Raw genomic sequence first — 12,407 nt, forward strand, 5'->3', positions numbered from 1 at the left:
ATGCGACCCCCTCGCCTGACATATTGCCACCGGACGGCGGCGAAATGCGGACGACGGTCCGCGATGCGCGCGTTCAGACCGCCCGGAAGCACCCTACCCCGCGGGGACGAGGGCATTCCTGCCGCCCCTTCCCCGGGGGCGCCGGCGGGCGTCAGTCGAAGGCGGGGCGCAGCTCCTCGCGGATCGCATCGATGTTCGCGGGGCTCACCTTCCACCGCTCGGTGTCCGTGTCCTCGAAGGTCACGCCGTACCGGCCGGTGGTGCTGTCGAACTGCACGAGCAGCTTGATCGGCAGGGCGTCGTCCGGCCCGAAGTACCCGGCGAGGTACCGCTCCACCTCCGGACGCACCGCGCGAGGGCTCACGGTCACGGCCGAGATCGTCCCGTCGGGCGAGTACGCGTAGCCGTAGGCCTGGAAGAACCGGCCCTCGTTCAGCCCGAGCACCAGCGAGAACGACTCCCAGTCGTCCGCGGCGTCCTCGAGGTTCTCGATGAGCGCCCGGATCAGCGCGACGCTGGCGTCCTCGGTGAGCTGTTCGTCGGTCATGGAGCTCCTCACAGTCTCGGCATGTCGGCGGTCTTCACACGATCGAACACCGCTCCGGCGACATTGTCGAACTCAGGCCGGTTGCGGTAGACGACCTCACCGGTCGTCGGGTTCGTGACGGAGTACTTGACCGAGAACGAATCGGGCCGCACGGCACCCGGCGGGAAGACGTCGATCGAGTAGTCGACCTGGTATCCCCGGTTCACCCAGGCGGCCCACTCGTTCTCCATGGTCTTCCAGGCGCCGATGTTGAGGTTGCCGGCCTGGGGCGCGATGCCCTCGTCGGGCGTATCGCCGAAGAACCGGTGCGCGCCGAGGTGTCCGCCGTGATCGCCCTTGTCGCCCAGGCGGCCGATCTCGGTCGCATTGTCCCGGCGGGTGGACGAGCCGAAATCCTTCTTGACGGTGCCGGTCTCGGAGATGGGGCGGCCCGTGTCGCGGTCCCAGATCGTGGTCTTGCGGTTGGGCCCGTTTCCGAGATCGGTGCGCGTGCGCCTCTGCGGCGTGTCGGGCTTGTCGGTGAACTTGTCCTGCTTGCGCGTGCGGCGCACGAAGTCGTCCAGCTGGTCCGCGTGGTTCTTCGCCAGCTGCGGCAGCTTCACGTCCGCATGCCGCGCACCCCGCACCGCCGCCTCCGACAGGCTCTCGAAGATCGGCTTGAACTTCCCCACCTCAATCACCCCCGAAGTTCAACGCCTGGAAATCCGAGAAGAACCGCGACGTCACCGTCTGAATATCCGCCCCATGCATCTTCATATCCGCCTGCGCCTGCTCCAACGCCGCCAGATCCGCCGAGAACTCATCCGAATCCCCGCCCTGAGCCTCCACCATCGGCGCATCCAGAATCGCGTCCACCACCGCCGGCAGCTGCTCCCCCAACGGCTCGATCACCATCGGCGCCAGCTGATTCAACAGCTGCTCCACCACCACATCCACCGCCGCATTCAACAGCTTCTTCTTGATGATCAGCATCGCCCCCGCACCCGCCGCCGTGAACGGATTCGTCAGCATCGCCACCAACGCGATCATCGTCGTGGTCACATCCGCGATCACCTTGATCTTCAACGCGAAGATCGCATCCGCACCCACATCCATCGCCGACGCCGCCGGCGGCATCAGATCCACCAGCTTCTGCAGATTCTGCGAACGATTCGCATTCCACGCCGCCACATACGCCGGACCCGCCTGACCCACCATCGCCCCGGCCAGATCACCATTCACCTTGCGATCCACCGCCTGGATCGCCGACTCCAGATCCGCCCCATACGCCCGCAGCAGATCCGCACCCCGGCGCACCTCGTCCTCATCGATGTCCGGCCACTCGAAGCCCAGCTTCTCCATGACCCACACCAACTCGTTCGGCAACATCATCCCCACGGCGCCACCTCCTGGGTCGACTGTACGAAGGGGGCGCCGAGCCGACCATGGGCACCGCATCCCCGGTGCGACCTGCCCATGTCGTGCCGCTCAGTCGCCCGGTCGGTCGATCTCGATGCTCACGAACCGCGAGTCCGGGATGGCCTTGACGGTCACGGTCGCGCCGTCGAGCGCGCCGGGCTCCAGGCCGAGCCGCTGCTCGAGCTCCACGCGGCTGAGCGCCCGCAGGTCGCCCGCCTGCGAGGCCGGCGCGAGGAACCTCATGTCACCCTTGGACGTCACGCCGTACTCGTCCGGGCTGCTCTGGCCGATCGCGTCCTCGTAGAGCTCCTCGCGGATCTGGCCGGGCACCTTCTTCGGCACGCCCTCGACCTCGTCCAGCACGTCGCCCGGCACGGCCTGGAGCTCCTTGGCCACGGACGTGCCGGCGTCTCGGAACGGGTCGTAGTCGTCGGACCGGTGGCGGGGCCGGTGGTCGAGCGACGCCAGGCCGCGCGCCACGTCCTCGCGGACGTCGTAGTCCTTGCTGTGCGACGTCGGCCCCTTGCGGTCGCCCCGGTGCTTCGCATCGCCGGCCGCACGCCGGTCGAGCCCGCGGATGGCGTCGGCGTCGGCGCGGTGCTTGCCCCCGCGCTTGCGGAACGCGCCGGCGAAGCCCTGCTTGAACTCGCGGCCGGCGCCGTCCACGGCGTCGACGATCTCGCGGATCACGACCTTCAGGCTGCTCATGTCAGGCTCCCGAGATCTGCAGGTTGGCGAGGTCGGCGAGCAGCTGATCGGTCAGCAGCTCGACGTCGGCGGCGTGCGCGTCCATGTCGGCGGCCGCCTGGTCGAGGGCCTCGAGGTCGGCGTAGAACTCGTCGGCGTCGCCGACGGTCGCCTCGACGACCGGGGCGTCCAGCAGGGCCGCCACGAGCCCCGGGACCTTCTCGGCCAGGGGCTCGACCGCGAGCGGCAGCACCTCGTCGATCACCTTCTCGAGCGTCGCCTCCATGGCCATGTCGAAGAGCTTCTTGCGCGCGAGGATGAGGACGGCCGCGCCGCCCGCGCCGAAAGGGCCCGCCGCGAGGAGCGGGATCAGCTGCGCGAGCGTGATCGTGACGTCGGCGATCACCTTGATCTTGAGCGCCAGCACGATGTCGGCGGCGATGTCGATGCCGACCGCGGCCGGGCCCAGCACGTCCAGCAGCTTCTGGACGTTCTGCGACCGGTTCAGGTTCCAGCCGTTCACGTGCGCCGCTCCGGCCTGTCCGCGCATCGCCGCGGCGATGTCGCCGTTGATGCGGCGATCCGCGGCCTGGACGAGGGCCTCCATGTCGTCGCGGTACGCGCGCACCAGGTCCGCGGCGCGGCGGACCTCGTCCTCGTCGACGTCGGGCCACTCGAGCCCCATCTTGTCCATGATCCAGATCAGCTCGTCCGGCAGCATCATGCCCACGGCCCCACCTCCGCGGAGGACGTTACGGACTGCTCACGGTCGCGACCATGGGGAGCGCACCCCCGGGTGCCTCCTGCCCATGGAGGTCGGCCCGCCCGGGGTCCGTCACTCGTCTTCTGCGAGCAGCTCCCGCGCGCGAGCGCTCTGCCTCAGCTTGAGGAGCATGTACTCGAGCGCCTCGGACTCGTCGGTGAACGTGCGGAACGTGGCCGGCACGACCGTCGCCCGCTCGGTCGTGAGGTAGACCGCCCACTCGGATCCGCGCGGCTCGAAGACGACCGCGTCCTCGTCGATCGACTCCTCGTCCAGGAACAGGGCGTCGACGAGACCCTCGTCGGCGATGATCTTCTTCAGCTCTGCGCGATTCATCGCGGGTGCTCCCGTCGTGGTCATCGGATCTCCCGGATCATCCCGAGCTGCTGCAGCAGGTTCGGGGAGAGCGGCAGCAGGTCCTGCACGGCGCCACCGGGCTCCCCGAAGGCCGGGGCGGCCTCGCCGCGCTGCACGCTCGTCATGTCCGTGAGGCTGCCGCCGTACTTGGCGAGCAGCGCGTCGATCTTCTCACGCGTCGATTCGCTGGCGTTCTGGTACGCGTCGGGAAGCTCCGAGAGGTCGCGCGTCCACTCGTACTGGTGGTACGCGCTCGGGTTCTCCTCGTAGGGAAGCGATCGCGAGCCGTAGGAGAACGGTCCGTCGCCGGGAACCGGAGACACGTAGCGGCCGCCGGGACCGCCGTAGCGGTCGAACACGTCGCCTGCGCGGGGCGTGTGATCGTGCTTGATCGGGTCGCCGTTGCCGTCGAGCCGGAAACCCCCCTTCGGCGCCTGGCTCCAGTCGATCTTGCCGTCGGGCGTCAGATTGGACGGCTTCGGCACCAGCTCGTCGCGCCGGGCGTGCAGCGGCAGGTACCCGCGGCCGCCGGTCACCCGGGGGCGGCCGTCCGCACGATGCGACGGCTCGTACCGGTCCTGGCCGCGCACCTTGCGCACGACGTCCTTCAGGTGATCGCTGTGGTTGTCGCCGAGCTGGTGGAGCCGGGCGTCCGCGTGACGGAAACCGCGGAGCACGGCCTCCTTGACCTCCCGGATGACGGGCTTGATGGACATCAGTCGTCACCCCCGAAGTCGAGCGCCGAGAACTCCGCGAAGAACGTCGACGTCACCTGCTGGATGTCCGCGCCGTGCATCTTCATGTCGCCCTGCGCCTGCTCCAGGGCTTCGAGGTCCGCGTAGAACTCATCCGAGTCACCCGCCTGTCCCTCCACCATCGGCGCGTCCAGGATCGCATCCACGAGCGCCGGCAGCTGCTCCGCCATCGGCTCCACGACGAGCGGAGCGAGCTGGTTTATCAGCTGCTCCACCACGATGTCCACGGCCGCATTGAGCAGCTTCTTCTTGATGATCAGCATCGGACCCGCGCCCGCCGCCGTGAACGGGTTGGTCAGCATCGCCACCAGGGCGATCATCGTCGTGGTCGCATCCGCGATCACCTTGATCTTGAGCGCGAGGATCGCGTCCGCCGCGACGTCCATGCCCGAGGCGGCGGGGGACATCAGGTCGAGCAGCTTCTGCAGGTTCTGCGACCGGTTGGTGTTCCACGCGCTGACGTACGCCGGCCCGGCCTGGCCCCGCATCGCGCCCGCGAGGTCGCTGTTCACCTTGCGGTCGACCGCCTGGATCGCCGATTCCATGTCCGACGCGTAATTGCGCAGCAGAACGGCGCCCTTGCGCACCTCATCCTCATCGATGTCCGGCCACTCGAAGCCCAGCTTCTCCATGACCCACACCAACTCGTTCGGCAACATCATGCCCACGTGAAGACCTCCCCGCTCGAGGGTAGGCGGGGCGGCGCCGGCGTCACCATGGGGACAAAGACCCGCGGTCGCGCCGCGTCTACGGCGCCGGCGCCCACTGGACGGAGTCGTGGGTGAGGGGCGCGACCGGCCCGGATCGGCCGGCGACGCCGGTCACGTCGCGGTCTGCGATCGTGATCCGGGGGTTCGCGGCGAGCGGCAGGGCCACGGCGGCCCGCACGATGGTCGCCTCGATCGCCGCGCGCACGTCGCGCGCCTCGTACACGTCGGCGGTCCGCGCGAGCCGCGCGATCAGCTCGTCGCGCTCGGGGTCGGCGTGCCGCGTGACCGACGCCGCGCCCTCGGCGCCCCACTGCGCGGCGATCTCGGCCGGGGTCTGCGGGATGGGCACCCGCGCGATCGCGGCGTCCCAGTCGCGGTCGGCGAGCGCCGCGGCGTAGTCGTCGCTGCCGCAGTCGGCGATGCCCCACCCCGCCTCGGCGCCCGCGTCGCGCAGCGCCGCGAACGCGCCGGAGGCGAACGCGCTGCGGCGGTCGTAGAGCACGCAGACCCGCGTGCCCGGAGCGACGCCGACGGCCTGACGCTCCTCCTCCGGCTGGCCCGCGGGCTCGCCGAGCGTCTGCGCGAAGCCGGAGTCCTCGTTCGCGATGTCGTACGCGCGGGATCCGGGCGCCGTCACCATCGAGGTCGAAGGCGGGTACACGGACGCCCACTCGCCCGCCCCGCGCTCCACGAGGTCGCCGCGGGGCACGCCGTGCAGGAACGCGGTGCGCACCGCGTGCTGCGTGAAGATGCCGCCGGGATTCAGCATCAGGGCCCAGACCGTGCCGTCGTGCTGGGCGTCCACGGCGAAGTCCGTCCGCTCCAGCTCGCGGATGGGAGCCCGGTTCTCCGAAGTGGGCGCCACCTGCACGACGTCCAGCTGCTCGCCGATCGCGGCGACCGGGTCGTCACCGGGGGGCACCAGGCGGACGCGGGCGAACTGCGGCGTGGGCGCTCCGCGATACGACTCGTTCGGCACGAGCACGACGCTCTGGCCCGCCTCGTCCTGCTCCACCTGCTGCACGCGGAACGGACCGCTCGACAGCAGCAGGTGCGGGGGCAGCTCGCCCGAGGGATCGAGCGCGAAGCCCTCGTTCCACACGTCGGCGAGCCGCTCGAGCGCGTCGGCGTCGCCGTCGCGGACCGCGGCGACGACCGCCTGCTTGGCCTCCATGTCGTCGTCGAGTCCGAACGCCAGCCGCCCCGCGACGTGCGCCGGCACCGACACCGCCAGGGCGTGCTGCCAGTCCACGACCGGCTCCTCGAACGTCACCTCGATCGCGCGGGCGAACTCGTCGACCGCGGGCGGTGCGGCCGAGCGACGCAGCCCGCTCGGCACCACGTCGAACCACGGCACGCCCGGCACCGGCCGGTAGACCCCCTCCGCGTCGCGATGCGCCTCGGGGTCGAAGGACTCGGGGGCGAAGAAGCCGGACGCCGCCGCCCAGCCGAGCAGGAGGTCCGCCGCGTCGAGCGGGATGCCGTCGGACCAGGACGGCTCCGCGAGGTCGTACCGGACGGTGAACGGATCGTCGTCGACGATCGTGACGGAGCCGAAGCCCTCGTCCGGAACCAGCTCGCCGTCGATCAGGTCGCCGAAGCCGGCGCGCGTCAGTTCCGCGACGTCGAGGTCGCCGGGCGTCGCGTGCGTGATCGCCTGGGCGTTGACGCCGGTCAGCTCGCCGGTCCATCCGACGACGATCTCGGAGCCGGGGACGACGGTCGCGGGCTGGGCGGGTGCGCAGGCCGCGAGGCCGGCGGCGAGCGCCAGGGCGAGCGGCGCCGCGACGGCGCGGTGTGCCGTCATGGCTCCACCGCTACGCGAGGTCGGCGCTGTCGTCGTTCTCGGCCATGGCGCGGTAGGGCTCGCTCTCCTCGCTCTCGAGCCACGCGCGCGCGTGCTCGATGAGCACGGCCGGCGACTCCTCGGCCTCCTGCGCCGTGGCGAACGGCCCGAGCACCTCGTCAGAGGGGCGCTCGTCCGCGCGCTCCACCAGCTGCGTCCGCAGGTTGTACCAGTAGTAGGTCTGTGCCCCGCTCATATCCCGATCCTATTCAGCCCCAAGAGGAGAGGCCGTGGCGCCGGTCGTCGCGACCGGCACCACGGCCTCCGGTGTCGTCCTCGGCTCAGGCGCCGCCGGCCATGCCCGCGTCGGTGTCGCGGATCTGGTCGGCCATCTTGTCGAGCGCGTCGGCCATGTCGTTCACGGCCTCCGACGCGTCGTCCAGGCTGCTCGTGAGCTCCTGGTAGGCGGTCTGGTAGGCGCCCGAGGCGTTCTCGGTCTTGAAGCCGTCCTCGACCAGCTCGTCGATGATGCCCTGCAGCTCCTTCAGCGTGTCGCCGATGCTGCTGCGGCCGTCGCGCAGCTTCGCGGCGGCGCCTTCCATCTCGCTATAGGTTGCACCGAAATCGTGTCCGGCCATGAATTCCTCCCAGCGGTTCTTCGTTCAGGCCCCATGGCCTCCTGCGATGAGGCTAGCCAACCCGCAAGCCCTGGCCCACGGGGAGCCGTACCCAGGGCATCAGTCCCCATGCGCGGGCGCGACGGGGGCGCCTCCCGCGGCGCCGGCGGGGGCCGGATCCGCGGCCCGCCGCGCCCGTCGCGACTCGGCGGCCGCACCGGGGTCGGCGGGCTCCGAGGCGGGGCGCTGCGCGGGCGCGGGCGGCGTCGCGGGCGCATCCTCGGGCACGAAAGGCACCTGCATCGTGACGGCCTGGCCGGCCTGCACGAAGATCCCTCGCCCGGCCGGGAAGTCGCTGCGCTTGACCCGGCCGAACGGCATCTTGAAGATCGCGTCGCCGTCGTAGGTGTCGGGCTTGAGCACGATGCCCTGGCGCCCCACCTTCCACTCGCCGAGCACGCCGATGCTGCCGCTCGCGCGGCTGATGTCGGCCTCGCCGACCAGCAGGTGGTCGCTGTCCGCGACGGCCTGCAGCAGCGCGCGCATGGGGCGGTCCGCGGCGCCGTCGGCGAGGTGCGGGATGTCCTCGATCACGATCATGATCCGGTCGGTCGTGGACTCGTCCGCGACCAGCGCGGTCAGCTCGGTCGCGAGGTCCTTCTCGTCCTCGGGTCGCGTCGCGCTGCGGACCCACGGGCGGAAGTCCTTGAGCTGCGCGCGCCGGCTGCCGAAGTGGTACAGCTTCACGTCCGGATCGAAGCGCTCCATGGCGACCACCAGCGCCTTGAGCGTGTTCGTCTTGCCCGAGGCGGGCGGCCCCGCGACGACGAACGATCCGAGGGGCTCGAAGCCGCGCGCGCTGAGCGTGTCGTCGGCGATGCCGAACACCGGCAGCCCGTCGACCGTGGCGGGCACCTCGTCGGTGCGGACCTCGAGGGGCAGGGCGCCGATCTCGGGCAGGTCGCGCACGCCCTGCGCGCGCAGCCGGTCGCCCAGCTCCGTGAGGATCTTCGTCTGCTCCACCGCGTTGGGCGTGCCGCCGAGCACCGCGATCTGCGCCTCGTGCCCGTCGATGATCGCGCGGCCCGGCACGGACTGGTCGTCCAGGATGTCGCGGGGCGTGCCCAGCAGCATGTACTGGCTGGGCTCGGCCATGCGCAGCACCACGCGGCGCGAGATGTTCGCCGACACGGCGCTCGGCACGGCGTTGCCGCGGTCGGCCGTGATCACGGTGTGCACGCCGAGCGGACGGCCCTCGCCCAGGATGCGCAGGAACGTCCGGTAGAACGGTCCGCGCCCCGCCGCGACCTCCCAGTCCTTCTTGAACTCGGGGTAGTTGTCGATCAGCAGGATGATGCGCGGCATCGAGGGGTCGACCAGGTCGCGGTACTCCTGCACGGTGGCGGCGCCGGCTGCCGAGAACGCGCTCGCGCGACGGTCCATCTCGCCGTCCAGGGTGCGGAACAGGCGCTGGATGCGGTCGACGTCGGCGCCGTCCAGCACCGAGCCGACGTGCGGCAGCTTCGTCAGCGACCCGAGGGCACCCGAGGCGAAGTCGAGGCAGTACACCTGCACCCGGCCGCGGTCCGGGCGCATGCCGGCCGCGGTGGCGATGGTCTTGAGCACGGTCGACTTGCCCGATCCGGACGTGCCGTACACGACGAGCGAGCCGTCGCGGTCCGGGACGAACGCCGCGGCCTCCTGCAGCTGCCGCTCGGGCACGTCCACCATCGCGATGGGGATGCGCCCGTCGCCCTCCACCTCGATGTCGCGCAGATCGACGACCGGGGCGAGGTCGTCGAGCCAGGGGCGGCGCGGGCGCGGCAGCGCCGCGACGTCGGCCGCGCGGATCACCGTGCTCACGATGCGCTTCTGGTCGTTCGGGCCGAGGTCGTGCTCGTGGGCGTCGGACTCGGCGGGGCGGTCGGGCTCCCACTCGGCGGTCGTGCCGAACCCGAGCTGGGCAACGCGCACCTCGACCGGCACGGTGTCGTCGGTGGACGTCCATCCGCCGGCGTAGGCGGACTGGAAGGGGACGAGGCGGCCGGGGCCGGTCTTCGCGATCGCGCGGCCGGGGATCGACGGCGGGAACGTCGCGGCGATCTCGTCGTCGACGACGTCGCGCGAGTCGGACTCGTCGGCCATGCGCAGCGCGATGCGGAGGTTGGTGTTGGCGCGCAGGTTGTCCTTGATCACGCCGGCCGGGCGCTGCGTCGCCATGATCAGGTGGATGCCGAGCGAGCGGCCGCGCTGGGCGATGTCGACCACGCCGTCCACGAACTCCGGCACCTCGCTCGCCAGGGCGGCGAACTCGTCGATCACGAGCACGAGCGCGGGCGGCGTCTCGGGGTCCTGCCGCTTCTCGAGCTCGAGGAGGTCCTTGGCCTTCTTGCGGTTGAACAGGTGCTCGCGGTGGTGCAGCTCGGCGCGCAGGCTGGTGAGCGCGCGCCGCACGAGGTGCGGGCTGAGGTCGGTGACGAGACCCACGCAGTGCGGCAGGTCGACGCAGTCGGCGAAGGCGGAGCCGCCCTTGTAGTCGACGAACAGGAACGTGACGCGGTCGGGGCTGTGCGCCGACGCCATGCCGAGCACCCAGGCCTGCAGGAACTCGGACTTGCCGGCGCCCGTGGTGCCGCCCACCAGGGCGTGCGGGCCCTGGGACCGCAGGTCGAGCGTCATGGCGTCGGTCGCGCCCTGGCCGATGATGGCGCGCAGCGACCCGGCCTTCTTCAGGCGAGGGCGCGGGCCTGGGGTGCGGTCGATGATCGTGTTGTTCTGCCGCCAGCGCTCGATGACGGCGTGCGGGTCCTCGGCGATCTCCTGGCCGACGAGCGGCAGGAACATCACGGAGTTGGGGATGTCGGACGCGTCGTGCACGACCGTGCTGGCGTCCACGACGGGCGCGAGCCGGCGCGCCAGCATCTGCATGTAGCCGTTCGACACGCCCTCGACGCGCACGTGCTCGAGCAGGTCGCCCGTGCGGACGAGGCCGACGCGGGCGTCGTCCAGCCCGCCCGTGACGTCGATGTAGCTGCGGCACACGGCGGGCAGCGACTCGACGGTCGGCGAGAGGAAGACCGCGTGCACGCCGTGGTCGGCGCCGCGCTCGAGCACGTCGGTCAGGCGCGCGCGGTCGACGGGGGCGTCGCTCGTGACGAACACGATGACCGAGACCCGCGGCCGCTGCGCGTGGTCGTTGGCGGCGCGCGCGACGTCCGTGCCGTAGACGAGCGGGTTCCAGTCCTCCTTGAACGGGCCGCGCGGCTCGGAGGATCCCCCGCTCGCGCGCAGCACGTACTCCTCCAAGGCGCTGAGCAGGGCGGTGGAGGTGGGCGCCGAGTCGGCGAGCGCCTGGCTCTTGAAGGGGCTGGTCTCGCTCGTGGTGTGCGGCAGCCACTTGATCCAGTCGAGCTCCTCGATCCACGTGGTGTCGGCGAACGCGACCGTGACGACCTCGTTGGGCGCGTGCAGGCCGAACAGCTGGACGGCGATGCCCCGCATGGTGTCGGCGACGGGCGCGTGCGGGCCTGCGATGCCGATGGATCCGGCGGCGGGGAGCGTGTCGAACACGGGCACGTCGTCGACATCCGCGTAGCGCTCGCGCAGCCGCTCGACGCGCTCGATGTACTCGGGCAGCCCGTCGGGCTGCTCGAAGTCGCCGATCGTGTTGCGGGCCGGCAGGCGGCACGTGCCGAGGCGCAGCGCCAGGAAGTTCCAGTGCTCGGGGCGCCGCGTCCACAGCATGGGCCCGAGCCGCATGGCGTGCTCGAACACCTCGGCGACCGGCGGGGCCTCCTCGTTGCGGGCCTTCTCCTCCTCGGGCTTGCCGCGGAAGAGGTCCTCCTCGAGCTTCTCGAACTGCCGCTCGAACAGCAGGAACTCGTGGTTCGTCTGCTTCTTGCTCTGGACCGATTGGTTGATGATGTTGCCGAGCGCCATGAGCGGGGTCATGACGATCATCAGCAGGGCGCGCGGGTTGCCGTTCATCGAGTACAGCGCGATGCCCATGATGATCGGCGCGATCAGGATCGGCCACGGGAACAGGCGGCCGATCTTCTCGGTGGGCAGGCGCGGCGCCTTGAAGGCCGTGCCGGGGTAGCGCACCTCGACGCGCGGGCTGCGGTTGAACAGCAGCCCGCCGCCCCGCTCCAGCACCGGATCGCCGCCGGCCGTCCCGTCGAACGCGCGCGCCAGGTACAGGACGAGTGTCGTGGCCCCGATCACGAAGGGCTTGCCCGGCTCGATGCGCACCCGCTGCACCGAGACGCCGTCGACGATCACGCCGTTGGCCGAGTTGAGGTCCACCAGCTCGGCGTGCGCGCCGAGCTCGAGGCGGGCGTGGCGCTTGGACACCATGGGGTCGGCCAGCACGACGTCATTGCCCGCGTCGCGTCCGATGAAGACGTGCCCCGCGGCGACGCGGAACTCCTGACCGGCGAGCGGCCCGTCGGTCGCGCGCAGCACGCCCACGGCGTCGCGCTGCCCCTCGGGGAGGGACGGGATGTGGTGCGGACCGAGGTTGACGACGGACGCCGCGAAGCCGGATCCGATCGGCGCCTCGCCGATCGGCACGTCGGGCTGCAGCGGCTGGAGCGCCTCGCCCGTGGGCGGCGCCACGGCGAGCGTGAGCACGTCGGCCTCGGAGGCCGCGACCGTGCGCGCCGGGTCGGCCTCGGCGATGTAGCGGGCGACATCCCCCGCGGTGGCGGTCGAGTCCGTCGTCACGACGATGTCGACCGGCTCCACCCCCTGGCGGTGCAGCGTCAGCTTGAGCCTCATGCGTGATC

Annotated in this window: 12 protein-coding genes; all 12 read right to left on the reverse strand. The window is 71.2% G+C overall.

Annotated features, from left to right (window positions below):
• Positions 1 to 151: 151 nt before the first annotated feature.
• Positions 152 to 547, reverse strand: coding sequence for a hypothetical protein (locus tag B5M43_RS03815; protein WP_055987891.1), 396 nt, complete (start codon positions 545 to 547; stop codon positions 152 to 154).
• An 8-nt stretch (positions 548 to 555) separates the two neighbouring features.
• Positions 556 to 1,218, reverse strand: coding sequence for a DNA/RNA non-specific endonuclease (locus B5M43_RS03820; RefSeq protein WP_055987888.1), 663 nt, complete (start codon positions 1,216 to 1,218; stop codon positions 556 to 558).
• A 1-nt stretch (position 1,219) separates the two neighbouring features.
• Entirely contained in the window at positions 1,220 to 1,918 is a 699-nt protein-coding gene (locus tag B5M43_RS03825; protein WP_055988203.1) for a hypothetical protein, read from the reverse strand.
• A 96-nt stretch (positions 1,919 to 2,014) separates the two neighbouring features.
• Entirely contained in the window at positions 2,015 to 2,653 is a 639-nt protein-coding gene (locus B5M43_RS03830; RefSeq protein ID WP_055987886.1) for a hypothetical protein, read from the reverse strand.
• Between the two features lies 1 nt (position 2,654).
• The gene (locus B5M43_RS03835) at positions 2,655 to 3,356 is read right to left on the reverse strand and encodes a hypothetical protein (protein WP_055988201.1); all 702 of its coding nucleotides are present in this window, start codon (positions 3,354 to 3,356) and stop codon (positions 2,655 to 2,657) included.
• A 111-nt stretch (positions 3,357 to 3,467) separates the two neighbouring features.
• Positions 3,468 to 3,731: a hypothetical protein gene (locus tag B5M43_RS03840; protein WP_055987884.1), complete on the reverse strand. Its 264-nt coding sequence runs from the start codon at positions 3,729 to 3,731 to the stop codon at positions 3,468 to 3,470.
• 20 nt (positions 3,732 to 3,751) lie between these two features.
• On the reverse strand, positions 3,752 to 4,468 hold the full coding sequence (locus B5M43_RS03845) for a TNT domain-containing protein (RefSeq protein ID WP_055987882.1): 717 nt from the start codon (positions 4,466 to 4,468) through the stop codon (positions 3,752 to 3,754).
• Positions 4,468 to 5,169, reverse strand: a complete 702-nt coding sequence (locus tag B5M43_RS03850; protein ID WP_134745282.1) for a hypothetical protein — start codon at positions 5,167 to 5,169, stop codon at positions 4,468 to 4,470. The genes B5M43_RS03845 and B5M43_RS03850 overlap by 1 nt, the downstream gene beginning before the upstream one ends.
• 85 nt (positions 5,170 to 5,254) lie before the next feature.
• A complete protein-coding gene (locus B5M43_RS03855) occupies positions 5,255 to 7,024 on the reverse strand; it encodes an ABC transporter substrate-binding protein (protein WP_134745273.1) in 1,770 nt (589 codons plus the stop codon).
• A gap of 10 nt (positions 7,025 to 7,034) precedes the next feature.
• Entirely contained in the window at positions 7,035 to 7,259 is a 225-nt protein-coding gene (locus B5M43_RS03860; RefSeq protein WP_055987878.1) for a hypothetical protein, read from the reverse strand.
• Between the two features lie 85 nt (positions 7,260 to 7,344).
• Positions 7,345 to 7,641 carry a WXG100 family type VII secretion target gene (locus B5M43_RS03865; protein WP_230667624.1) on the reverse strand — a complete coding sequence of 99 codons (297 nt, stop codon included), beginning with the start codon at positions 7,639 to 7,641 and terminating at the stop codon, positions 7,345 to 7,347.
• Between the two features lie 99 nt (positions 7,642 to 7,740).
• Positions 7,741 to 12,399, reverse strand: a complete 4,659-nt coding sequence (locus B5M43_RS03870) for an FtsK/SpoIIIE domain-containing protein (RefSeq protein ID WP_230667627.1) — start codon at positions 12,397 to 12,399, stop codon at positions 7,741 to 7,743.
• Positions 12,400 to 12,407 lie beyond the last annotated feature (8 nt).

The organism is Microbacterium sp. MEC084, assembly GCF_004514465.2.
Lineage (GTDB): Bacteria > Actinomycetota > Actinomycetes > Actinomycetales > Microbacteriaceae > Microbacterium.